27 protein-coding genes are annotated in these 23227 nt (G+C 63.1%); 13 read left to right on the forward strand and 14 right to left on the reverse strand.

The window, feature by feature from the left end:
* Positions 1-117: 117 nt before the first annotated feature.
* Positions 118-786, reverse strand: a complete 669-nt coding sequence (locus CKW40_RS04485; protein WP_095198725.1) for a GntR family transcriptional regulator — start codon at positions 784-786, stop codon at positions 118-120.
* A 106-nt stretch (positions 787-892) separates the two neighbouring features.
* Positions 893-1909, reverse strand: coding sequence for a polyprenyl synthetase family protein (locus tag CKW40_RS04490; protein ID WP_095198726.1), 1017 nt, complete (start codon positions 1907-1909; stop codon positions 893-895).
* Between the two features lie 203 nt (positions 1910-2112).
* Between CKW40_RS04490 and CKW40_RS04495 the strand changes: the two genes are divergently transcribed.
* The 8 genes from CKW40_RS04495 to CKW40_RS04530 all read left to right on the forward strand — a co-directional run bounded on the left by CKW40_RS04495 (position 2113) and on the right by CKW40_RS04530 (position 6455).
* Positions 2113-2337, forward strand: a complete 225-nt coding sequence (locus CKW40_RS04495) for a putative signal transducing protein (RefSeq protein ID WP_027041409.1) — start codon at positions 2113-2115, stop codon at positions 2335-2337.
* Entirely contained in the window at positions 2337-3137 is an 801-nt protein-coding gene (locus CKW40_RS04500; protein WP_095198727.1) for a tRNA1(Val) (adenine(37)-N6)-methyltransferase, read from the forward strand. The genes CKW40_RS04495 and CKW40_RS04500 overlap by 1 nt, the downstream gene beginning before the upstream one ends.
* Before the next feature lie 79 nt (positions 3138-3216).
* On the forward strand, positions 3217-4077 hold the full coding sequence (locus CKW40_RS04505) for a S49 family peptidase (RefSeq protein ID WP_095198728.1): 861 nt from the start codon (positions 3217-3219) through the stop codon (positions 4075-4077).
* Between the two features lie 140 nt (positions 4078-4217).
* Positions 4218-4403, forward strand: coding sequence for a membrane protein (locus tag CKW40_RS04510; protein WP_013896713.1), 186 nt, complete (start codon positions 4218-4220; stop codon positions 4401-4403).
* A gap of 26 nt (positions 4404-4429) precedes the next feature.
* Complete coding sequence (locus CKW40_RS04515) at positions 4430-5317, forward strand: 4-(cytidine 5'-diphospho)-2-C-methyl-D-erythritol kinase (RefSeq protein ID WP_095198729.1); 888 nt, start codon at positions 4430-4432, stop codon at positions 5315-5317.
* Position 5318: 1 nt separating this feature from the next.
* Positions 5319-5873 carry a molybdenum cofactor biosynthesis protein B gene (gene moaB, locus CKW40_RS04520; protein WP_095198730.1) on the forward strand — a complete coding sequence of 185 codons (555 nt, stop codon included), beginning with the start codon at positions 5319-5321 and terminating at the stop codon, positions 5871-5873.
* A gap of 142 nt (positions 5874-6015) precedes the next feature.
* Positions 6016-6219 carry a GFA family protein gene (locus CKW40_RS04525; RefSeq protein ID WP_095198731.1) on the forward strand — a complete coding sequence of 68 codons (204 nt, stop codon included), beginning with the start codon at positions 6016-6018 and terminating at the stop codon, positions 6217-6219.
* Positions 6195-6455 (forward strand): hypothetical protein, encoded by a 261-nt coding sequence (locus CKW40_RS04530; protein ID WP_095198732.1) that lies wholly within the window; start codon positions 6195-6197, stop codon positions 6453-6455. Before CKW40_RS04525 ends, CKW40_RS04530 begins: the two co-directional genes overlap by 25 nt.
* A gap of 6 nt (positions 6456-6461) precedes the next feature.
* Here the strand turns inward: CKW40_RS04530 and CKW40_RS04535 are convergent, their stop codons facing one another.
* Positions 6462-7436 carry a hypothetical protein gene (locus tag CKW40_RS04535; RefSeq protein ID WP_095199136.1) on the reverse strand — a complete coding sequence of 325 codons (975 nt, stop codon included), beginning with the start codon at positions 7434-7436 and terminating at the stop codon, positions 6462-6464.
* A gap of 146 nt (positions 7437-7582) precedes the next feature.
* Complete coding sequence (locus CKW40_RS04540) at positions 7583-8110, reverse strand: glycosyltransferase (RefSeq protein ID WP_095198733.1); 528 nt, start codon at positions 8108-8110, stop codon at positions 7583-7585.
* A gap of 150 nt (positions 8111-8260) precedes the next feature.
* Between CKW40_RS04540 and CKW40_RS04545 the strand changes: the two genes are divergently transcribed.
* Together CKW40_RS04545 and rnhB are read left to right on the forward strand one after the other, a co-directional pair.
* Positions 8261-9415: a PA0069 family radical SAM protein gene (locus CKW40_RS04545; protein ID WP_143748255.1), complete on the forward strand. Its 1155-nt coding sequence runs from the start codon at positions 8261-8263 to the stop codon at positions 9413-9415.
* A 151-nt stretch (positions 9416-9566) separates the two neighbouring features.
* Complete coding sequence (gene rnhB / locus CKW40_RS04550) at positions 9567-10262, forward strand: ribonuclease HII (RefSeq protein WP_095198735.1); 696 nt, start codon at positions 9567-9569, stop codon at positions 10260-10262.
* A gap of 259 nt (positions 10263-10521) precedes the next feature.
* Here the strand turns inward: rnhB and CKW40_RS04555 are convergent, their stop codons facing one another.
* The 6 genes from CKW40_RS04555 to CKW40_RS04580 all read right to left on the reverse strand — a co-directional run bounded on the left by CKW40_RS04555 (position 10522) and on the right by CKW40_RS04580 (position 14622).
* On the reverse strand, positions 10522-11013 hold the full coding sequence (locus CKW40_RS04555; protein WP_095198736.1) for a F0F1 ATP synthase subunit B: 492 nt from the start codon (positions 11011-11013) through the stop codon (positions 10522-10524).
* A gap of 10 nt (positions 11014-11023) precedes the next feature.
* The gene (locus tag CKW40_RS04560; protein WP_095198737.1) at positions 11024-11605 is read right to left on the reverse strand and encodes a F0F1 ATP synthase subunit B; all 582 of its coding nucleotides are present in this window, start codon (positions 11603-11605) and stop codon (positions 11024-11026) included.
* 62 nt (positions 11606-11667) lie between these two features.
* Positions 11668-11892: a F0F1 ATP synthase subunit C gene (locus tag CKW40_RS04565; protein WP_010914827.1), complete on the reverse strand. Its 225-nt coding sequence runs from the start codon at positions 11890-11892 to the stop codon at positions 11668-11670.
* A 63-nt stretch (positions 11893-11955) separates the two neighbouring features.
* Positions 11956-12714 (reverse strand): F0F1 ATP synthase subunit A, encoded by a 759-nt coding sequence (locus CKW40_RS04570; protein ID WP_095198738.1) that lies wholly within the window; start codon positions 12712-12714, stop codon positions 11956-11958.
* Between the two features lie 60 nt (positions 12715-12774).
* Positions 12775-13182, reverse strand: a complete 408-nt coding sequence (locus tag CKW40_RS04575; protein WP_095198739.1) for an AtpZ/AtpI family protein — start codon at positions 13180-13182, stop codon at positions 12775-12777.
* 255 nt (positions 13183-13437) lie between these two features.
* On the reverse strand, positions 13438-14622 hold the full coding sequence (locus CKW40_RS04580) for a cell wall hydrolase (RefSeq protein WP_095198740.1): 1185 nt from the start codon (positions 14620-14622) through the stop codon (positions 13438-13440).
* A gap of 314 nt (positions 14623-14936) precedes the next feature.
* Between CKW40_RS04580 and CKW40_RS04585 the strand changes: the two genes are divergently transcribed.
* Complete coding sequence (locus CKW40_RS04585; RefSeq protein WP_179297832.1) at positions 14937-16115, forward strand: acyltransferase family protein; 1179 nt, start codon at positions 14937-14939, stop codon at positions 16113-16115.
* On the opposite strand, the gene CKW40_RS04590 is transcribed toward CKW40_RS04585, so the two are convergent.
* Positions 16080-17414, reverse strand: coding sequence for an MFS transporter (locus CKW40_RS04590; RefSeq protein WP_095199137.1), 1335 nt, complete (start codon positions 17412-17414; stop codon positions 16080-16082). The two genes, CKW40_RS04585 and CKW40_RS04590, sit on opposite strands and share 36 nt — an antisense overlap.
* Positions 17415-17533: 119 nt before the next feature.
* Here CKW40_RS04590 and CKW40_RS04595 point away from each other — a divergent pair, with 119 nt between their 5' ends.
* Positions 17534-18451, forward strand: coding sequence for a LysR substrate-binding domain-containing protein (locus tag CKW40_RS04595; protein WP_095198742.1), 918 nt, complete (start codon positions 17534-17536; stop codon positions 18449-18451).
* A gap of 18 nt (positions 18452-18469) precedes the next feature.
* On the opposite strand, the gene der is transcribed toward CKW40_RS04595, so the two are convergent.
* Both der and CKW40_RS04605 read right to left on the reverse strand, forming a co-directional pair.
* Positions 18470-19909, reverse strand: a complete 1440-nt coding sequence (gene der / locus CKW40_RS04600; RefSeq protein ID WP_095198743.1) for a ribosome biogenesis GTPase Der — start codon at positions 19907-19909, stop codon at positions 18470-18472.
* 63 nt (positions 19910-19972) lie between these two features.
* On the reverse strand, positions 19973-20638 hold the full coding sequence (locus CKW40_RS04605) for a tetratricopeptide repeat protein (protein WP_095198744.1): 666 nt from the start codon (positions 20636-20638) through the stop codon (positions 19973-19975).
* Between the two features lie 216 nt (positions 20639-20854).
* On the opposite strand from CKW40_RS04605, the gene CKW40_RS04610 reads away from it, so the two are divergent.
* Complete coding sequence (locus CKW40_RS04610; RefSeq protein WP_095198745.1) at positions 20855-21856, forward strand: polysaccharide deacetylase family protein; 1002 nt, start codon at positions 20855-20857, stop codon at positions 21854-21856.
* Positions 21857-21886: 30 nt separating this feature from the next.
* Here CKW40_RS04610 and sbmA read toward each other — a convergent pair whose 3' ends face one another.
* Positions 21887-23146: a peptide antibiotic transporter SbmA gene (gene sbmA, locus CKW40_RS04615; protein WP_095199138.1), complete on the reverse strand. Its 1260-nt coding sequence runs from the start codon at positions 23144-23146 to the stop codon at positions 21887-21889.
* Between the last annotated feature and the right edge of the window lie 81 nt (positions 23147-23227).

The raw sequence follows: 23227 nt of genomic DNA on the forward strand, positions 1-23227 counted from the left end.
GGGATAGCAAGCCTTCCCACGACAAAGACCGTCTGACCTGCGTCGCGACCCGCTTCAGATCATTGCTTTATGCATGTCGTTCTCCCAAAACCGGGGGCCACTTTTGGGCGACGTGCATCAACCCACGATCGCGAAGGCTTCGCGCGTCGCTCCGGAGGCTGTCCGGACCGGCTTGCGGCCAATCCATTGGACATGCCGGCCCAGCGTCGCAGCGGCCGATTCGGCGTTCCCTTGCCGCAAGGCGGTCAGGATCGCCCGGTGGTCCTGGTCGGTGCGCGTCTCCCACTCCGAACGCCATGCCGCGAACAGGAAGCGGGCGCTGGCCGCATGCAGATCGTCGATGGTGGCGAGCAGGCGCGGCATGGCGCATGGCGCCAAGATCAGCCGGTGAAAGGCGCGGTTGGCTTCCTCCCAGGACCTGACGTCGCGGGATTTGTCGCCGGCCTTGGTGGCTTCCTCGGCAAGATCGAGAATGGCTGACGTCAGATGCGGCGCGGCATGGCGCAGCGCCAGCACTTCGAGGGCGGCCCGCATTTCAGCCACTTCCTTGACTTCGCCAAGATCAAAAGCCGCGACGCGCACGCCGCGGCGCGGCTCGCTGACGGCCAGGCCTTGCGCCTCCAGACGGCGGAACGCCTCGCGCACCGGAACGTGGCTGGTGTGGAACTCCTCGGCGACATGATCCTGGCGCAACCGTGCACCAGGCTCGATCGCGCCCGAGATGATGCGGTCCGCCAGCACCTTGCTGATGCGCACCGCGATGGTGTCGTCCGTGCCCTTTGCCATGTTTTATAGATAATTTGCGGAAGGGCAGCTTGTCGAGACGGCGAAACCGTCTTCGCCGACGTTCTCCCCAGTACAAGCTGGAGGAGACTCCGGAGAAAAGCCGGTCTCAGTTCACCCGGCTGATGCAGAAATCGATGACGTCGATCAGCGCCGATTTCTGCGACGTTTCCTCCAGCGGCGCCAGCGCGTCGCGGGCGATCTCGCCGAAATGCCGGGCGCGGCCGATCGTGTCGGCAATGGCGCCGTGACGGGTCATCAGGCCGATCGCCTTTTCCAGGCCGGCGTCGTCGACGACATTGTCCTCGATGGCGCGCTTCCAGAAGGTGCGCTCGGCCTTGGTGCCGCGCCGGTAGGCGAGAATGACCGGCAAGGTCACCTTGCCCTCGCGGAAATCGTCGCCGACATTCTTGCCCAGATCCTTGCTGGTGCCGCCATAGTCCAGCGCATCGTCGATGAGCTGGAAGGCAAGGCCGAGATTCATGCCGTAGGAGCGAAGTGCGGCGCGATCATTGCGGGTCGCCTGGGCGATGACGGGGCCGACTTCGGCAGCGGCCGAAAAAAGTGCTGCGGTCTTGGCCTTGATAACGGCGAAGTGCTCGTCCTCGGTGGTTTCGAGGTTCTTGGCGGCGGCAAGCTGCATGACCTCGCCCTCGGCGATGATCGAGGCCGCACTCGACAGGATGTCAAGCGCTTCGAGCGAACCGACATCGACCATCATGCGGAAGGCCTGGCCGAGCAGGAAGTCGCCGACCAGCACGCTCGCCTGGTTGCCCCAGATCATGCGGGCGGTCTTCTTGCCGCGCCGCATGCCGCTCTCGTCAACGACGTCGTCATGGAGAAGCGTCGCCGTATGCATGAACTCGACCGAGGTGGCGAGCTTGACGTGGCCTTCGCCGGCATAGCCGAACATCTGCGCCGCGGCCAGCGTCAGCATCGGCCGCAGCCGTTTGCCGCCGGACGAGATCAGATGGTTGGCGACCTCCGGGATCATCTCGACGTCGGAGCCGGCCTTGGACAGGATCAATTCGTTGACGCGGCCCATATCGGCCGCCGTCAGATCGATCAGATCCTTGATGGAGGCGGGTTCCCGCTTCCCGTTTTCGATGTTGAGAACGACACCCACGACAATCACTCCCGTCTTGGTATAACGCGTGCGACGGCACCCTTAGTCCCGATACGGACTCTAGGGCGGCGGACACGGCCACGGCAAGTGGCGAATTGGCGCGGCGTCGGTGACAGCTTGTTAACGATCCGGCAGGGAGCGTGGCGCTGCCACGGAATCCCCTGCCCGTTTACATCAATAGCGCAAACTGCGAGTTTCATACGATGATAGAGCTTGTCCGCACCAACGATGCCGTGATCATCTCCTTCGTCGAATCGCTGATGCGCGACGCCGGCATCGCCTGCTTCGTCGCCGATCAGAATATGAGCATTCTCGAAGGGTCGATCGGTCTTTTGCAGAAGCGCGTCATGGTCGACGCTGACCAGGCCGATGCAGCAAGGCGCATCCTCAGGGATGCCGGCATCGCCAACGAGATCCGCACAAAATAATGTCGGCCGCGCCCGCCACCCTCGCCCCGGAGACGCCGGCCCATACGGTCGATGCCTTCCATCGCGGCCGCTTCTGGCTGGTGCAGCCCAAGCATGGCGGCCACCGCGCCGGCATGGATGCGATGATGCTGGCGGCATCCGTGCCATCCTCGTTCGACGGGCGCCTAGCCGATTTCGGCGCCGGCGCCGGTGCTGCCGGCCTGGCGGTGCTGTCGCGCTGTCCGGCAGCTCATGCCGTGCTGGTCGAACGCGCACCGGAAATGGCGGCCTTCGCATCAGCCACCCTTGCTCATCCCGGCAATGCCCATCTCAGCAATCGTGCCTCCGTGCTTATCACCGATGTCACGGTATCCGGCCGGGCGCGAGCGGCAGCCGGACTCGCTGATAATGATTTCGACTACGTCATCATGAACCCGCCCTTCAACGCTGCCCGGGACCGCGCCACGCCTGACCGGCTGCGGAAGGAAGCCCATGTCACGGAGGACGGCCTGTTCGAAAGCTGGATCCGCAGTGCGGCGGCGGTGGTCAGGCCGCGCGGCGGGTTGGCCGTCATCGCGCGACCCGAACAGCTCGGCGCCATTCTCGACGCGATGTCAGGCCGTTTCGGCGATGCCGAGATGCTCGCCGTGCATCCTCGCCCCGACGCAGCCGCGATCCGCATCATTGTGCGGGCGGCGCTCGGCGCGCGCGGAAAGCTTGCCATCCGCCCGCCTTTGATGCTTCACGCGCAATCGGGCAATGGCCCCGACGAGCGCAGCGAAATGATCACCAACGGTCTCGCCTCGCTGTTCGGAGATTGAGCTATTCCTGGCCGGCTCATTGCCGTTGGCCGGGAAATCCCTACATGCCTGCAACCTATCGACCGGAGACCACGCCCTCGTGAAACGCCTTTTCAACCGCCTGCTGCCGAAATCCTGGCGCTCCACCGTCGTCACCATTCCGGTCATCCGGCTGCACGGCACCATCATGGCTGGCGGCCAGTTCCGGCAGAACCTGTCGCTGGCCTCCACCGCCGGCCTTATCGAGAAGGCGTTTTCCTTCGACGCGCCGGCGGTCGCCGTCTCGATCAATTCGCCCGGCGGCTCGCCGGTGCAGTCGCGGCTGATCTTCAAGCGCATCCGCGACCTGGCGGTTGAAAAGAACAGACAAGTTCTGGTCTTCGTCGAGGACGTCGCGGCCTCGGGCGGCTACATGATCGCGGTCGCCGGCGATGAGATTTTTGCCGATCCGTCCTCGATCGTCGGTTCGATCGGCGTGGTTTCGGCCTCGTTCGGTTTCCCGGAGCTGATGAAGAAGATCGGCATCGAGCGCCGTGTCCACACCGCCGGCCAGAACAAGGCGGTGCTCGATCCGTTCAAGCCCGAGAAGAAGGAGGACGTCGAGCGGCTGAAGGCGCTGCAGCTCGAGGTGCACGACACCTTCATCGATCTGGTCAAGGAGCGGCGCGGCACGAAGCTGAAGGACGATCCCGACCTGTTCACCGGCCTGTTCTGGACCGGCAAGAAGGGCCTCGAACTCGGCCTCGTCGACGCGCTCGGCGACATGCGCACGGTGCTGAAGACCCGGTTCGGGGCGAAGACCCAACTCAGGCTGGTCACGGCGCCACGCGGTTTCCTCAGCCGTTTCGGCCTGTTCGGCTCAAGCAAGGGCTTTTCGGCGCCCGATATCGCCGCCGCTGCCGCGAGCGGCGTCATCGATGCGGCGGAAGAGCGCGCATTGTGGTCTCGCTTCGGGCTTTGAAAAACCGGCAAAACCGTCTAGCATGAAGGCTTGAAGTCCTATGCATGTCGTTTTCCCAAAACCGAACACAGTTTTGGGCGACACGCATTAACCGACCCGACCGGCCGCCTTCGCCGGCCCAGCGTGGTAGGAGTTGTGACATGCCGCAGATCATTTTCTTCACCGTCGTTGGCGTCGCCGCCTATTTCGGCTACCGCACCTTCGTGCGCGAAGCTGAGCGCGTGACGGCCAAGGTGCGGCGCACCGAAAAGCAGGCGGCCAATGGCGCGATGGGAACGCTGGTCAAGGATCCGAAGACCGGCGAATACCGGCTGGCCAAGGACTGAGCATCATCCCCCATACGACTGACGCCGTGGACACCGAGATCGGTTCGCGTACCTGGCACGCGTATGCCAAGATCAATCTGGCGCTGCATGTCACCGGCAGGCGTCCTGACGGCTATCACCTGATCGACAGCCTTGCGGTGTTCACGCGTTTTGGCGACCGGGTCGAGATCGCGCTCGCCGACAGCGACGATTTTACTGTGTCCGGCCGCTATGCGCCGGCAGTTCCGCTCGACGCCGGCAATCTTGTGCTCAAGGCGCGCGATGCCTTGCGACGGGAGGCCGGCCCCGAGCGCACCCCGTCCGTCGCCATAAAGCTGGAAAAGAACCTGCCGGTCGCCTCCGGCGTCGGCGGCGGGTCGAGCGACGCGGCGGCCGTGCTGCGCGGACTGGCGCAGACATGGGGCCTGGACATCGATGGCGCCGAACTGGCGCGGATCGGTCTCTCGCTCGGCGCCGATGTGCCGATGTGCCTGGCGGCAAAGCCGCTGGTGGCGCGCGGCATCGGTGAAGAGCTGTCGATGGTGCCGGATTTTTCGGCGTTGGGACTGGTGCTGGTCAATCCCGGCACGCCGGTCTCCACGGCCGACGTGTTCGCGGCCCTTTCCCGCCGCGACAACGAGCCCCTGCCGCCGCTGCCGCGCAGCATCGATTTTCACAGCCTGCGCAACTGGCTGGAGGTCACCCGCAACGATCTCGAACCGGCGGCCCTTGCCATGCAGCCCGCCATAGGCCGGGCGCTGTCGTGGCTTGATAAGGCCGGATCGGGATTTTCACGCATGTCCGGATCGGGCGCGACCTGTTTCGGCCTGTTCGAGACCGGCAATGTCGCCAAGCGCGCGGCGGCCGAAATCCGCGGCCGCCAGCCCGACTGGTTCGTCGCGGCGACGCGCAGCATGTCATCGGAGGCTGAGTGAAATGGCTGGGATCAACGAAAGCCGTTCGTTCATTCCGGTGCGCATCGCGGTGCTGACGGTTTCCGACACACGCAGCCTTGCCGACGACAAATCCGGCCAGACGCTGGCCGACCGCATCACCGAGGCCGGCCACATCCTGGCCGCCCGCGATATCGTCACCGATGACCGCGAGAAGATCCGCGACACGGTGCTGGCGTGGTCGCGCGACAAGAACATCGATGTCGTTATCACCACCGGCGGCACCGGCTTCACCGGGCGCGACGTGACGCCGGACGCGCTGGAGCCGATCTTCGAAAAGCGCATGGACGGCTTTTCGGAAGTGTTCCACCGCATCTCCTACGACAAGATCGGCACGTCGACGATCCAGAGCCGGGCGACCGGCGGCGTCGTCAACGCCACCTTCGTCTTCGTGCTGCCGGGTTCGCCCGGCGCTTGCAAGGACGCCTGGGACGGCATCCTCAAGGCGCAGCTCGACTACCGCCACATGCCCTGCAACTTCGTCGAGATCATGCCACGCCTGGATGAGCATCTGCTGCGCGGCAAGTCGACTCCCTAAGAGCCAAGGGGAAAGCCCCGGTTCACGCCGCGTTTGCCAGGCGGAACGACGCTGATGCCTTCGAAAGGCCATTCCAAACCGGATGCCGGAGAAAGTACCGTCTCGTGGAAGGGCAATAGCCGATCCCGACGAGGAAAATGCGATGAACGAGCATGCCGGCGGATGCCATTGCGGCAACATAGGCCTTCGATTTTCAACCGAGCTCGATCCCTCGCAAATCGAAGTCCGCGCCTGCCAATGCTCGTTCTGCATCAAACATGGCTCGCGCGCCGTCGCCGATCCGGACGGCAGGCTGACCATTTCGGTGAGGACGCAGAGAGATTGCGCAAATACCGGTTCGGGCTGAGGACGGCCGACTATCTGATTTGCCGTGACTGCGGTGTCTATGTCGCCGCAATCGCCAGGGACGATGTGATCGCCGGAGAGGACGACGCGAGAGCAATCGTCATCATCAATGCCCTGAATGATCAAAGCGCGTTCAGCCGGGAACCGGTCCCTGTCGACTTCGACAGGGAAAGCAGAGAGCAACGCCGGGCCAGGCGCCGCCTTCGCTGGATGCCGGTCGAGATGCGCTTCGACTGATCTCGCTCAGCGGATGACTGGTTCGCCATGAAAGCGCCGACGCGAGGGGCGCGAAACGCCGAAGCCGACTTCCATCATCAGCCGCGGCGTGCGCGCCGGCACGGTGCCCATGTGGAAACCGAAGGGATCCTCGACGAAGCCGAGGCCGGCTTCGCCGGTCAGTGTCACCGGGCTTTGCTCGCCATAGACATCCAGCACTTCCTGGGCGGGATGGCCGACCAACAGGGTCAGCTGATGCTTGATGGCGCGGCGCCTGTGGCTGCCCCTGACATAGACATGCGGACCGGTATCGACGTCGACAGGCTTGAGGTAGAAGAAGAATTTCAGCATGCGCCAGTCGTCGAGGTCGAAATGATACTTGCCGAGCGAGGCAAGGTTCTTGTCGGCGTCCGATGCTTTGCCGGTCGGAAAGCTCCACCAGACACGCGTCGTGATCAGTTTCGCTTGGGCGCCGAGATAATGCGCGGCAATGTCGAGAAGCAGCGGATCGCGTTGGATGGCGAGTGCCGCCGGACAGTCGAGGATGCGCTCGAAATAATGCCCGCTGAGCAGCGAGCGGCCGAAGCTTTTCTCAGCCTGCGCATGCTCGCCCGGCATGAATTCGAGACGGCGGTCGAAATTGCCGAAGCAAGGCGTGCGCCCTGCGAAATCCGCGATCTCCTCATGGATCTCCGATGGCAGGACCAGGCCTGAAAACAGGCCGTCGGAACGCAGCGCATCGACCACCGCCGCCCGCTCGACACCGGAAAACGTCGTATCCCCAGCATTGTCGGCGGGACTGGCGCGTTTTGCACCCAGCCAATGCATCCGGCGCCCAGGCATGGTGCGCGCCAGCATGAACATCGGCAGCCAGGCAGGGTTTTCGCGCAGGTCCGTGAGATAGGTCGGAATGCGCACGGCGATGCGCCGCAACAGGCTGCCATTGCGCGCAATGGCCTCGAGACTGGCGGCGCCGGATTTGTCTGATGTTGAAAGGCTCATCGGGTCCTCTTCCATGAGGGTGACACCCGATGCCGCGTCGGTGCTCACCACTCGTATGACCCAAACCCAATTCACCCACCTCGGGCGAAGGCTAACCCCGCGTCAGGTTTTGTGCAATGCACAATGGACAGAGCAGATGCAAAAAATCACTTTGGGGCGCGGTGCTGCTGCTTCGGCGGCGCCACCCAGATCTCGGCATCGAGCTTCTTTGTCGCCAGGCCGCGCGCCAGAGCCTCGGCGCTGCCGGCGCTCTTCGACAAGGAAGTGGCCTGCCGCTTGCTGATCACCAGCCCGTCGGCGAGCGCGCGATTTCCCGAAAAGACCCGGGCCAGGAACGGCGTGCGGCTGCCGCGTGCGCGAGAAAATCGCGCCGCTATGGTTTGCTTCGCCGTGTGGACGGCGACCGCTTCGATCCAGCCCTCCACCAGCCGCGCGCCCGGCTCCAGCAGCAGCAGCCAGTCACCCTTGGCCTGCCGGATGCCGGCGGCGATGCCGCCGCTCGCCACATAGTGGCAGCCGGCATGCTCGGCGACATGATGCGTCTGGTCGGTCGAGCCGGTGTCGCAGACGATGACGTCGCGCACCACCCCCTCCACCGCGCCGCCAATCAGCGAGGCGAGCGTGCGGGCGAGAGCCTCCTCGTCATTGCGCGTTTCGATGAGAACACTGAGCATATTTAGCCGAATAGCGGAAAGCCGCGCACAGCGCCAGTTTTTGCGGCGCAGCATAAAAAGTTCTTGCTTTGTTCTCATCGGCAAAATAGGAATAATTTCATGAACAGAGCGATTCGAAACAACATGGACAGTCCCTGGGAGCGGGCCAAGATGGAACCGATCATGCGTGCCGACATTGCAGCCTTCGGGGCAGGACGAGCCGAAATGGCCAATGCGATGATCGAGCAGAGTGGCATGCGTATCCGTCCCGACCGCAACCGCGGCCGGTCGGCGGGCATCAATCCGTCCGGCCGCTTCGAACCCGTCAGCCGGCATGTCTTCGACGATGGCTGGAGTTCGCTGGAGGAACTGCCGCCGTTCAAGACCGAGGTGCAGGTGGAGAAGCCGCGCACCATCATCACCCGCAACGAATCGCCCGATATCTCCTTCGACCGGTCGATCAACCCCTATCGCGGCTGCGAACATGGCTGCGTCTATTGCTTCGCGCGGCCGACGCATGCGTTCATGGGCCTGTCGCCTGGCCTGGATTTCGAATCCAAGCTGTTCGCCAAGCCAGATGCGGCGCGATTGCTCGACAAGGAGCTGTCGAAGGACGGCTACCAGCCGCGCACCATCGCCATCGGCACCAACACCGATCCCTACCAGCCGATCGAAAAGCAGTACCGGATCATGCGCGAGATCCTCGAAGTGCTGGAAGCGCGCGGCCATCCGGTCGGCATCGTCACCAAATCCGCTCTGGTGACGCGCGACATCGACATCTTGTCGCGTATGGCCGAACGCGGACTGGCCAAGGTGGCGCTGTCGGTGACGACGATGGACCGCATGCTGGCCAGAACGATGGAGCCCCGCGCGTCGACGCCGACCAAGCGGCTCGAAGCGATCCGGCAGCTTTCGGATGCCGGCATTCCGACTTCGGTCATGGTGGCGCCGATCATCCCCGGCCTCACCGACCAGGAGATGGAGCGAATTCTCGATTCGGCACGAGCCGCCGGCGCGCGCGAGGCGGGTTACGTTGTGCTGCGCCTGCCGCTGGAGGTCAGCCCGATCTTCAAGGACTGGCTGCTGCGCCACTATCCCGACCGCTATCGCCACGTGATGTCGCTGATCCGCTCGATGCGCGATGGCAAGGACTACGATTCGGAATGGGGCAAGCGCATGAAGGGCGCCGGACCCTACGCCTGGCAGATCGGCCGCCGCTTCGAGATCACCGCCAAGCGGCTCGGCCTCAATGCCGAACGGCGCACGCTGCGCACCGACCAGTTCGTCGCCGCAGGAAAAGACCAGGAACAGTTGATGCTGCTCTGAAAATGCAATTCGCCGTGGCGTTTTGACCTGCCACGGCAAAAAATCCCGTCCGGCCTGCCCCGGCCTGCAGACGGTGCCCTCCCGGTCCGGCGCCCCACCCGACCCGGAGGGACTTGCGGAGAATCGGAGCCGATGCGAACCTCGCCGCAACATGGCTCGCGCGCGTTCCGATTCTCCGCTTCTCTTCGAAATCGTCGAGAAACCCGATTTCTCCTTCGAGACGAAGGCGATGGCCGATGGCTTGTGGCCGGTCGCCGGGATGGACGAGGCCGGCCGTGGTCCGCTGGCCGGACCGGTCGTCGCCGCGGCTGTCGTGCTCGACCCCGCCAACATCCCTGAAGGCCTCGACGATTCCAAACGGCTCAGCCATTTGCAGCGCGAGGCACTGTTCCTGCGCATACTTGGTTCGGCGCAGGCAGTTTCGATGGCCTCGATCAGCGCCGAAGGCATTGACGGCAGCAACATCCTCAAGGCGAGCCTCGAGGCGATGCGCCGCGCTTTGGTCGGGCTGTCGGTTCGGCCGAAGCTCGCGCTTGCCGACGGACGCGACGTACCGCCGGGATTGCCGTGCGACGGACGCGCGCTGATCAAAGGCGACCAGCGCTCGCAGTCGATCGCCGCCGCCTCGATCGTCGCCAAGGTCATGCGCGACCGCATGATGTGCGGCTGCGGCAGCCACCACGACCGCTACGGCTTCGAGGTGCATATGGGTTACGCCACCGCCCGCCACCGCACGGCCATCGAGGCGCATGGCCCGGTCGCGAGGCTGCACCGCGTGTCCTTCGCGCCGTTCAGGCTGGGCGGGGCCGAGGTGGTTGAAGAAGAGAACTTCGCCGGGCTGGACTGAGTTGAGCGGATAATCTCCCCCCTCGAGGGGGAGATGTCGCCGAAGGCGACAGAGGGGGTCGCTTCGACTGGGCTCGACGCCCTTTGATGGACGAAAGATGAGGCCAGCGCTTCACGCGCGGCGACCCCCTCTGGCCTGCCGGCCATCTCCCCCTCAAGGGGGGAGATTACGCGCTTCGCCGCCTTCGCTAATCTCCGCCGCTCAACAAAAAAGCCGCCAGGTTGCCCGGGCGGCTTTTTGATTTCCAAATGTTGTCAGCTCAGTTCAGCTTGGCCTTCACATCCGCGAGCGAAACCTTGAACAGGTCGGCTCCGGCCTTGACATCGACCTTGGCGGCGAGCAGCGCGCGTGCTGCCTCGACTGCGATGTCGACAGCGCTGGCGCGCACTTCGGCGACCGCATCACGCTCGGCCTGGCCGATCTTCTGCTCGGCCAATGCGGTGCGTCGGGCGACATAGTCTTCGGTCTTCTTGTGCGCTTCGGTGGCTAGCATTTCGGCTTCGCGCTTGGCGGCCGCGACGATGTCGGCAGCCTCCTGCTCGGCTTCCTTGCGCTTCTTCTTGTACTGGCCGAGCAGTTGCTGGGCCTCGTCGCGCAGCTTGCGTGCCTCGTCGAGCTCGCTGCTGATCCTGGTAGCGCGGGCATCGAGCGCCTTGGCGATCAGGCCGGGCACCTTGATGTAGATGGCGACACCCAGGAAGATGATCAGGGCAATCGTGGCCCAGAGCGTTGCGAGAGATGTAGCGTCCATGATGCGCTCCTCACCGGGCCACGGATTTGACCGCGGCCGCGATCTCGGCCTTGCTGGCCTTGCCGCCAACCAGGGCCTCGACGATCGCCGAAGCGGTGTCCTCGGCGATGCTGCCGACTTCCTTCATGGCGTTGGCCTTGATGGAAGAAATGCGCGCCTCGGCCTCGCCAAGCTTCTCGTCAAGCGCGGCCTCGATCTTCTTGCGTGCGGTCTCGGCTTCCGCCTTGGCCGCATCCGCGGCCTGCTGGCCGATCGAGTTGGCGTTCTTCTTGGCTTCCGCCAGCTCCTGCTCGTAAGCAGCAACGGCGGCGTCGGCCTCGCCCTTCAACTTGCTCGCCTGATCGAGATCCTGGCTGATGCGATCGTTGCGGACATCGATGATGCCGCCAATGCGCGGCATCGCTACCTTCTTCAAGAAGAGGTAGAACAGCCCGAAGGTGATCGCCAGCCACAGAAGCTGCGACGGGAACGTCGCCGGATCGAATGGCGGGAACGTGCCATGCGCTTCGGCAGGCACGCCGGTGCCGGAATGCGTGTCGCCTTCCGTCGCGGCGGGCGCGGTCTCTTCCGCAAAGGCAGATGTCACGAACATCTCATTCCCCTGTCCATAAGGTAAGGTCGCACCATGCGCCCCCCTTCGTCAGCCTGTGTTTCTTACTTGAACACCAGGAGGAGCGCGATCAGGAGCGAGAAGATGCCCAGAGCTTCGGTCACGGCGAAGCCGAAAATCAGGCGGCCGAACTGGCCATCGGCAGCCGACGGATTGCGCAGCGCGCCCGAGAGATAGCTGCCGAAGATGTTGCCCAGGCCGATGCCCGCGCCACCCATGCCCAGGCAAGCGATGCCGGCGCCGATTGCAGCTGCTGCATTTACTTCCATGTCAAACTCCTTGTGGTTCCATTGTCGTTGCAGTTTGTAATTGGCGTCATGCGCCGGTGAAATTTAGTGACTAGGGTGCAGGGCGTCGTTGAGGTACATGCAGGTCAAAACCGCAAAGACGTAAGCCTGCAGGAAGGCGACGAGCAGTTCCAGCGCCGTCAGCGCCACCGCCATGGCCAGCGGCAGGATCGAGCCCGCCACGCCGACCGCGCCCAGCGCGGAGAGGCTGACGACGAAGCCCGAAAACACCTTCAGCGTGATGTGGCCGGCCAACATGTTGGCGAACAGACGAACCGAGAGGCTGATCGGGCGCGAGACGAAGGAAATCACCTCGATCGGAACGACAAGCACCATCATCACGAGGGGCACGCCTTTCGGCACGAACAGCTTGAGGAAGCCAAGGCCATGCTTCATGAAGCCGTAGACGATGACGGTGCCAATCACCAGGATGGCCAGACCGAAGGTAACGATGATGTGGCTGGTGATGGTGAAGAAATAGGGGAACAGGCCGAGCAGGTTGGCGACCAGCACGAACATGAACAGCGAAAACACAAGCGGGAAGAACTTCATGCCCTGAGTGCCGGCGGCATCACGCAACATGTTTGCGACGAATTCGTAGGCCATCTCGGAGACCGACTGAAGCCGGCCAGGAACCAGGCTGCGGCTCGATGTCGTGAGGAACAGGAACGCAGCCGCGACGACCACGGTCGCGACCATGAACAGTGCCGAATTTGTGAAGGACAGGTCGTAGCCGCCGATGTTAATCGGAATCAGCTTGATGATATGGAACTGGTGGATCGGATCGACCTTGTCAGCTGCCACGTTCTAACCCCGTCAATGCCGCATAGGTACGGCCAAATTACCATTGCCGCACGAGGGCGGCTATTTGCTGTCGTCCCGGCCAGAGCGCGATTTATCGCCCTGTCCGAATTCTGCCACAACGCCCGCTGAACGCATGACATTGAGTATACCGGCGCCAAAACCAAGCAGCAGGAAAACGATCAGACCCCACGGCGATGACCCCGCCATACGGTCGATGATCCAGCCGATGCCGGCGCCCACCACCACGCCAGCGATAAATTCGCTGGAGAGTTTGACCGCCTGGCCATATCCGGCCGCACTGCCCGCTTTCGCGTCGTCTTTCCCCTCGAGCCGGTTCGGCAGCCTTGTCGCAAGCGATGCTTCAAGTTCACGCCGACGTCGCTCAAGATCCTCGTCGCGGATGCCGGTTTCATGCTGCTTGCCGCGGCCGGTTTCTCCGGTTCCGTCTGGCCCATTCTTGTCGGCCATCGCAACCCCCCTGCCCGGTCAGACCGTCACCGTCCGTCCGCTTCTAAAGTCGCCGGCAACATAGTTAGAGGGTTTGCGCCCGTCAAGCCACGGGCGGAAGATCATTGTCATGTATTTTAGACAATAAAATCAACGCATTAGAGAGGTGCGACATCGTGCCCGCCGCGAGGATGGGGATGCGTTGCACGAATCCCCCCGGCAATGGCCGCCTGATCGAGCCTGCGGCCGGTGAAAAAGACCAGCGGCCGACCGCGCTCAGCTCCAGCCGCCACCATAGGTGCGGTAGAAGATATGCAGGCCGATCTTGGTCATCTTCTGCATCGTGCGCGCCCAGCCCGGATGGACATATTGGGCATAGTAGTGGGTCGACGATCCGACCTCGGGGATGAAGATCTTGCCGGCGGTGACCGCCATGGCGATGTCCTGCGCGGTCTTGTAGGCGGCCGGGCTGTCGATGCGCTTCTTCCTGCCGTCGCAAGCGAAGGAGAACTGGCAGCGGTTGAACCAGCTGTCGTTCTGGTAGACGACGCCGCAGATCGAATTGGGATAGGCCGGATTGCGGACGCGGTTGAGGATGACCTGGGCAACGGCAGCCTGGCCGCGCACGGATTCGCTCCTTGCCTCGAAATAGATGCCATTGGCCAGGCACTTTTGCTCGGCCTTGGAGAAGACGCTGGCCGGAAGCGGGTTCTGGATCCACCAATGGTCGCCCTTGGCCATCGGCGGAATGAAGCGGCCGCTGTTGGGCTGCTCGTCCTGCAGCAGGGCTTCGAAGGGCGAGGCCTTGGCATAGTCCGGCTCGGATTGCGCATAGGCCGTCGCCAGAACATCCGGATGGTCGTTGTTGACCAGGGCGGCAAGCATGGTCGGCACGCCGGGATCCGGCTTCTTGTCCTCACGCGCATGGAATTCCGCGGCGATCTGGATTTCCTTGCCTTTGATCTGCGGCTTGGCGAAGGCCATTTTCAGGCCGCCGTCCATGCTCGGCCGCATCAGGGACGAGGTCCGCTGGAAAATCGAACCGGCGTTGAAGTTCTTCGGCGGCGCGACGGGAGACACCTGGACGATGCGGCCCTTCTTGTCGGCACGCATCACGCGATCCTCGTCGGGCGAGCCGCTGACCTTGCCGCCCTTGCCACGAAACGACACGTTGCCGACGCCTGCCAGGTGAATGCCTGATCCGGAGATCGAGCCGGTGACGTCGGAATCGACGAAGGGCATCTCGGCGGCATGGGTCGAGCCCGCGACGGATCTCTCGACATAGGAATTCCAGCGCGCGGTCGGCGATTCGAGGCCGGAAACGAGGCTGGTCATGTCCTGGTAGGCGGCGACGGTCGGGAAGCCGATCCAGATGCCGAGGCCGATGATGAACGGAGATACGAAGCTGCGTTTCTTCTCACCGGCGGCGGCAACAAGCCGCTTCAACACACGTCGATGCACGGAACACTCTCCAGGAACGCCACTGACCCCACTGGAGAGCAAAATGATGCATTAACCTTGATGGGACGTTAACGGGATCGATCGGGTTTTCTCAGTCGGCTCAAGGCCATGGTTTCGAAGTCGGGCGGTTTTACGGCCGACCAGGGTACGCCGCGCCGGACGACCAGACGTTGGCAGGGCAAGGGAGCTGCGGGTCTGCTGCTCCAGGGGAGGAGCTTAACGGGATATCCATATTCCAACCGCCATATGGCAGTTGGTTCCAAACAGCGGTTCGGCACAGCGGACGGATGACAACGATCGCGGGAAATATTGCCGTGGATGACGCCCAATTGGCGGAAGCAACAGCACGCCCAACGCTTCTCAATCTGACCGCGCTGCGCGCCTTCGCAGCTCTGTCGATATTTATCTACCATCTGACGGAACTGGGAATCGATGCATCCCGATCCATTCGGGACATGTATCTCGGCTGTGCCGTTTCGTTCTTCTTTGTCCTGTCAGGGTTCGTGCTGGCGTACAGTTTCTCGGGGCGTTTCCTTGGCTGGCGCGACATAAGAAACTTCATCTTGCAGAGATTCTTCCGGTTGTGGCCCGTCCACATGCTATGTTTCTTCCTTGCCCTTGTGGCGCGTCATCCTCCAACCAGTCTCTTCACCGCATACCTGGCAACCACGCTGCAGAGTTCCTGGTTTCCAACCTACGGTACGGCTTACGCGTATAACGGCGTTTCGTGGTCGATATCGGTCGAACTGTTTTTCTATCTCGCCTTGCCGTTCATTCTGATCTTGCGGCCAAATCAGATTATGCTGGTGGTCTGTAGCTGGACAGTTGCCGTCCTTGGTCTGATCGCTCTCACAGCGACTTTACCCGAGCCTGTATTTCCGCCCCCCTCCGAAAAGCCTTGGCTGGACCTCTACGTCACGGATGCGTCGCTGGTTCACCTCTTCCCGCCCGTGCGCATGGTGGAATTCCTGTCCGGGATAGCCGTCTACCGACTGTTCAAGAGCCGGCGCATTTCCGATGACTGGGTGACGATCTGCCAGGTCGCCGCAGTCGTGTGCCTGGCGCTTTGGGCATGCGTACATGCCGAGATCACGCTATTTTTTGCGGATCATGCATCGCTCATGGCGTCCATCGCCTATCGCGAATTTGGGTTGTATCCACTCTTCGCTGCCATCGTCTACGTCTTCGCACATCAGTCAGGCTCATTGACGCGCATCCTGTCTTGCCGTGTGCTGGTTTTCTGTGGGGAGATCAGCTTCGCATTCTACATGATCCATCAGGTCGTCATCCACGTCCTGGCTTACAATTTCGAGATCAGGCAGCATTGTGGTCCGACAGTCGCCGCGATCTCGGCAGGCATACTAAGCCTCGGTTTTTCAATTGTTCTCCATCGAACGGTGGAAACACCGGGTATGGACTGGGCCAGGCAAAAGTTCCCGATGACCAGGCGGGCACCTTTATCGGCGCATGTTACTGTCGGCGCCCTCGCCTGACGTTGTATCCGCCCGCCGCAGGAAGATCGGCCACGCGATCACAGCGCAGATAGCAGCCGACAGCCAGACCCCGGCCCATGACCAGAGGTGCAGCAAGCCTGGAATGGCCACCGGCACCAGGAAGAAGCCAACGAAAACAAAGGTGTTGGCTAGGCTGAGCGCGGTTCCGACATGGCCGGCGCCGGCAAGCGTGGCAAGCTCGGTATAGGCGACGCCGTGCCAGGCCGAGACCGAGATGCCTGCGACAATCAGCACTAAGGGTAGGACGGCAACCAGTAAAGACTGGCCGCCCGGCATTGCGGGGCTGGCCAGGACCATCAGCCAAAGCACAGCGAAGGCCAACGCGCTGAGCGCACTGCATGCGCGTAGAAACTGGCGCCGGTTGCCATGGCGGTCGGTAAAGCGGCCGCTCCAAACGCGCATGACCATGGCGCCGACCTGCACGGCGGCGAGGCTCGCGCTGATCGCCGCCGTCCCCAGCCCGGCGAAGTCGTGCAGGAACACCGATGCGAAAGTGAGCACCGCCACCTGCGGGAAGCAGAGCAGGCCGATGGCGGTGGCAATGCGCCAGACCTCAATGTTGCGCAGCGGCGCCGGTCCGGCTGCGGCCGACGCAACGACGTGACCCGCCGTCGGCGGCTCGCGCAGCCAACGCCAGGCAAACACGGCGGAGAGAGCGGATGCGCCAGCCAGGAGCCCGAACACCGCGGAAAAGCCGAAAGCGAGCGCAAGCGACGGCAGGACGAGCGCGCCGAGGCCACCGCCAAGCGGCACCGCCGTCTGCCTGATGCTCATGGCAAAGCCGCGCTCGTTTTCCCGGAACCACCCCATGATGGCGCGGCCGCTCGAGCCGTTGACGCTGCCGCCGAGCAATCCGGTGAGGAGCAGACTTGCCGACAGCAGCATGACATCGGGAACGCCTGACCTTGTCGGCACGACGAGCATGGCCATGGCAAGAAGCCACACCGCCGTCGCGCCAAGCCCGATCAGCAGCACGCGGCGATCGCCCCAGCGATCGGTGAGCAGGCCCCAAGGCAATTCGCTGAGCGCAACGCCCAGGCCAAGAAGGCCGAGCGCCAAGCCAAGTTCGGCATTGCTCAGATGATAGCCCTGACGGAGCACGACCGCCGTTGCCGGTATGCTGGAGAAGGTGGCCGAGAAGCTGGCGTTTGCGGCGACACCAATGCCCAGGACCTTCCAGCGGTGGCCAGGGCTGAACACCCTTCCGGCGGGGCCGGCAGCACTGCCTCCGAGGAGTTTCTGCGTGTCTTGGTCGGTGCAGTCGACAATGGCGGACATGGTTTCATTCCCGTGATGGTCCAGTCGCCTGGACCTTGACGGCATCTCTGTAGCGCCATAAGTTCATCCTTAAAATCAGGAAGTTTTTGACTATTAATCCTGAAAACCAGGACATTTCTATGCAGCGCGTGACCTTCGACCTCGACGTTCTCCGCAGTTTCGTCACCGGCATAGAGCTCGGCAGCTTTGCCAAGGCCGCCGACCGGCTTGGCCGGTCGACCTCTGCGGTCAGCGCGCAATTGAAGAAACTGGAAGAGCAGGCGGCGACGCCGATCTTCCGCAAAGCGGGGCGCGGCCTCGCCTTGACGGAGGCCGGCGAAACCATGCTCGGCTATGCGCGCCGGCTGCTCGAGCTGAATGACGAGGCGGCGGCGGCGATCCACGATGTCGAACTGGAAGGCTGGGTGCGGCTTGGCCTGCAGGAGGATTTCGGCGAGGCGGTGCTGCCCGACGTGCTCGGCCGCTTCGCCCGCGCCCACCCCAAGGTCAAGATCGAGGCCAGGATCGCACGCAGCCACGACCTTGCCGAAAGGGTGGTGTCGGGCAGCCTCGACATCGCGCTGGCCTGGCACAGTGGCCAGACGCTGCCCTACAGCGAGCATGTCGCCGATGTTCCGATGCGCTGGATCGGTCCGGCAAAGCGCATCGAGACCAGCCTGCGCGACGGCGAGCCGCTGCCGCTGGTGGCGCTCGAGGCGCCGTGCCTGTTGCGTACGGTGGCGACGGAAACGCTCGACCGTGCAGGCCTGCCCTGGCGCATGGCCTTCTCCAGCCCGAGCCTGGGCGGCATCTGGGCGGCCGTGGCGGCTGGGCTGGGGCTGACGATCCGCACCGATATCGGCCTGCCCGCCAGCGTCAGCGCGATGACACCGGAGATCGCCGGGCTGCCGGCGCTGCCCAAGATGGCGCTGTATCTGCATCGCCGGGATGCCGAACCCGAGCCGGTGGCGGCTCGGCTGGCCGACATCTTGCTGGAGGCGGCGCGGCAGGCATTGCCGGGCAATGCGCGGACTGCCGGCTTGCGTGCCGTGGCCTGATCAGACGAGGGTTGGAGCTCAGTTGCGCTTCTTGGCCCGGCCGGCGAACGGATTGTCCGAAGTGCGCAGCGCGATGCGGATCGGCACGCCCGGCATGTCGAAGGCTTCGCGCAGGCTGTTCGAGAGATAGCGCACATAGGATTGCGGCATCGCATCCGGACGCGAGCACTGGACCACAAAACCCGGCGGCCGCGTCTTGGCCTGGGTGACATATTTGACCTTGAGCCGGCGCCCGGCAACGGCGGGCGGCGGGTGGTGCGCCAGTATGGCTTCGAGCCAGCGGTTGAGCTTGCCGGTCGAGACACGGCTGTTCCAGACCTTGTGGGTCCTCAGCACCGCATCCATCAGCTTGTCGAGGCCGCGCCCGGTCTCGGCCGAGACCGGCACCGCCTGGATGCCGCGCACCTGCGGCAGCAGCCGCTCGGTCTTCTCACGCAGTTCGGCCAGCAGCTCCTGCGGATGATCGATCAGATCCCATTTGTTGAAGGCGATCACCGGCGCCCTGCCTTCGCGGATGATCAGGTCGGCGATCTGCAGATCCTGCTTCTCGAAGGGAATGGTGGCGTCGAGCACGATGACGACGATCTCGGCAAAGCGGATGGCGCGCAAGCCGTCCTGCACCGACATCACTTCCAGCTTTTCGTGGATCCTGGCCTTGCGGCGCATGCCGGCCGTGTCGAACAGTTTCAGCCGACGGCCATGCCAGTCCCAGTCGACCGAAATCGAATCGCGGGTGATGCCGGCTTCCGGTCCGGTCAGCAGCCGCTCCTCGCCTATCAGCGCGTTGATCAGCGTTGACTTGCCGGCGTTCGGGCGGCCGACGACAGCGATGCGCATCGGCTTGGTGTCGTCGTAGGTGTGCACATCCTCGGCATCAGGGTCGGCGATGTCCTCGCCGATCAGCACCTCGGTGACGGCGACCTCATCGTCTTCGCCCTCTTCCTCTTCACCAAAGGCGCGCGCCTCGCCGAGCGCGGCAATCACCGCATCGCGCAGATCGGGCATGCCTTGGCCATGTTCGGCCGAAACCGGGATCGGCTCGCCCAGCCCGAGTTCCCAGGCCTCCAGCATGCCACCTTGCGCACCCTTGGCCTCGGCTTTGTTGGCGACCAGCACGACCGGCTTGCCGGATTTGCGCACGATCTCGGCAAAAGTCCTGTCGTCGGGCAGCAGGCCGGATTTGGCATCGATGGTGAAGAAGATCAGGTCGGCTTCGCGGATGGCGATCTCGGTCTGCACGCGCATGCGGCCGGGCAAGGTCGAGGCACCGGCGTCCTCGAAGCCGGCGGTGTCGATGACATCGAAATGCAGGTCGTAGAGCTTGGCGGCATGGACGCGACGATCGCGGGTGACACCCGGCGTGTCGTCGACAAGCGCCAGCTTCCTTCCCACCAGCCGATTGAAAAGGGTCGATTTGCCGACGTTAGGTCTGCCGATGATGGCGACTTTGAAGGTCATACGGTCCCACAATCATGCATGTCGTTGTCCCAAAACCGCTGCACACTTTTGGGCGACATGCATTTACGAGGCATTGCCAGAGCCGCGGATCAGCTCGGACATCAGCGTTGCCCGCTCGCGGGTGTTGCGCGGGGCGCCGTCATCGGCGGCGATCTGGTCGAACAGCTTCAGCGCGTCCTGGGTCTTGCCTTCCTTCCAGGCGGCAAGGCCGAGCGCCTCACGCGCCGTGTGGCGCAGCGTGTTGGTGTCCGATGTCAGCGCCTCGACGCGGCTGGAGACGTCGGCGAAGGAGCCGTGATCGACGAGCAGGAGTGCTGCCCGGAGCCGCGCCATGTCGCGAATGCCCTGGGGGATAGCGGTGTCGGCGGCAACGTTGTCGAAATCCTTGACGGCCGCATCGGTATCGCCCTTGCTCGCCTTGACAGTGGCGGCACGCATGCGGGCGAGCAGCGGATAGGCGCCGTAGCCGTCCTTCTCCAGCTGATCGAGTGCGGCCAGCGCATCGTCGTTCTTACCGTCATTGGCAAGCTTCAGCGCCTGCGAGAAGGCATCGCCGGAGCGGTTGGCGCGGGTCTCGTCCCAATAGCGATAGCCGACGAAGGCGGCGGTGCCGACCACCACCAGGATCGCAATGACAAGCAAGGCCGGGCCGAAACGGTCCCACAGCTTCTGCGCCTGTTCGCGACGCATCTCGTCGTTGACTTCACGGATAAAACTGTCGTCGGACATCAATCAAAACCACTTTTGCCCCGGGCCGGGGCGGTTCATGAGCCCGCGTTTTAGCGAAATTTTGTCGGCATGGAAGGGGTTGAAGCGGAAAATCGCCGGTTTGCCCGGGGCAAACGGATGTTTGCCCCGGGCAAACCGGCAAAAAGCCCAACCGCACCCACGCCACATTTCGGGGATAGCCGGCTTGCTGACCGCCAGGAGCCTGTAAGTTTGCCGATGCCTTGTTTGTCTCGCGTTGTTGCGTTTGCGCTTGCCTCGCTGGCCACTGCCGGCGCGGTTCAGGCCGATCCGCCCGCGCCACCAATGCCGGCAAAGCCGAAGCAGGTGGTCATCATCTCGTTCGACAGCGCCCGCGACATCTCGCAGTGGAAGCGCAGCCGCGCGCTGGCACAGCGCACCGGCGCGCATTTCACCTATTTTCTCTCCTGCGTGTTCCTGCTGTCACCGGACACGCGCAAGGAATACACCGCGCCCGGGAAGACAGCTGGCAAATCCAACATCGGCTTTGCCGCTTCCAAACAGGAAGTGACTGAGCGGCTCGAGCAGATCGGTCTTGCCGCGCATGAGGGCCACGACATCGCCAGCCACGCCTGCGGCCATTTCGACGGCAAGGACTGGAGCAAGGCCGACTGGCTGAAGGAATTCGGTTCGTTCAAGCATATTGTCGAGAACGCCTATGCGATCAACGGCATCGCACCCGAACCCGATGGCTGGCGCGATTTCGCCCGGCATGCGGTGGTCGGTTTTCGCGCGCCCTATCTGTCGGCAAGCAAGGCGCTCTACGAGGCCTTGCCAGCCGCCGGCTACCAGTTCGACGCCAGCGGCGTTTCACAAGGCCCTGCCCTGCCGCCGACCGTCGGCGGCATCACCCGCTTTTCACTGCCGCAAATCCCGGAAGGTCCGAATTCCAGGCCGGTGATCGCCATGGATTACAATCTCTATGTCAGGCATTCCGGCGGCTTCGAGCGGCCGAGCAAAGCGGGCGAATTCGCCGACCGGACCTATCAGGCGTTTCGCGCCGCCTTCGATACGCAGTACCAGGGCAAGCGCATTCCGCTGGAACTCGGCTTCCACTTCACGCTGATGAATGACGGCGCCTACTGGAACGCGCTGGAGCGCTTCGCCGGCGAGGTCTGCGTCAAGGCCGATGTCGAGTGCATCAGTTTTCGCGATTATGTTTCGCGGCAGGATGCCAAGCAAGCTTCGGTTGGCGGCTAAGCCGCCAACCCAGTTCGCATCAAGTTTTTCTTAGGCCGGATCTTCGGCACCCTGCCTTGCCAGGTAGCGCTGGTCGATATCAGGCAACGGCTCGCCTTGCAGCGTCGCTTCGAAGGCGCGCAGGCGCTTGTGGACCGACTGCAGCTCGACGATAGTCGACCAGGAGGTGAGCAGGAACTGCAGCGAACCTGTCACCTTGCCGAATGCGTTCGAGATCTGGTTCAGCGCGCCGAAGGTTATCTTGTGTGCAACCAGCGACGGACCCAGGATCAGCAGCGAGAAAATGTTGTCTGCCTGAAGGTAGGTGTACCGGACAACGTTGAAATAGATGTAGTGGAAATAGAGCCTGAAATAATTGTGCCGGACATTGGCGAACAGCTCGGCAGTGGTCGCGGGTTGCGCCCTATCCGCATGGTCTTCGCCGTAAACCAGCTCCTTCCGGTAAGCGGCTTCGACGCGCTGGTTGCGGAACTGCAGCCCCGGAAGCTTCAGCCCGGCAATCATCACTGAGATCGTGCCGAACAGACACCAGGCAAGTGCCGCGACCACCAGGGGCTGCGGGACAGCGCCGATGATCGGCAATTCGCTGATATGGGCCTGCAACTGAATCATGACCGGCAGGAAAGCGATCAGGGTCATGATCGACTGGACGAAGCTGGAGCCGAGATCCTCCATGATCTGCGAGAACCGCATCGTGTCTTCCTGGATTCGCTGCGAAGCACCCTCGATATGGCGCAGCCTGCCCCAGTTCTCGATGAAGTAGTTGTTCATCGCCGTGCGCCAGCGGAAGATCCAGTGGCTGACGATGAAGGCGTTGACCACCTGCACATTCATGCCGACCAGCGCGAGCCAGGAAAAATCGGCCAATCCGGTGTAGAATTCACCGTTGGTCGATTTTCCGGTCCCAGACATCAGGCCTTGCACATAGTCGAAGAAGGGTCCGTACCAGGCGTTGACGGCGACGCTGACCTGCACATTGAAATAGATGAAGAACAGGATGACCGCCGTCATCAGGATCGACCAGCGCTGCCAAGGATGCGGCGAATACCAGCTCCAGAACGCGTAGAAGACGAGCACGCAAAACGCGAAGTAGAGATAGAACCACAGAAACGGCTTCGATAAGAGGATGGCGATGCCGATGATCGGTGGCGCGTCGGCGGCGGCTGGCGGCATCCCGAAAACGGCGCCCAATTGCTCTCCGCCGAAAAACCAGAACAGGATTGCCGCAAGGCTCCAGATAGCGGCCGAAGAGAAAAACAGCTTCGGCTGCGGGAAGAAGGATACGAACACTGTGGTGAATTCCTTGCTCAATGGGCAAATCAGCTGACTTCGGCGGGCATAAAGTCACACATTAGGGGGAAAGAAAATGCC

This window comes from Mesorhizobium carmichaelinearum (genome assembly GCF_900199455.1).
Taxonomy (GTDB): Bacteria; Pseudomonadota; Alphaproteobacteria; order Rhizobiales; family Rhizobiaceae; genus Mesorhizobium; species Mesorhizobium carmichaelinearum.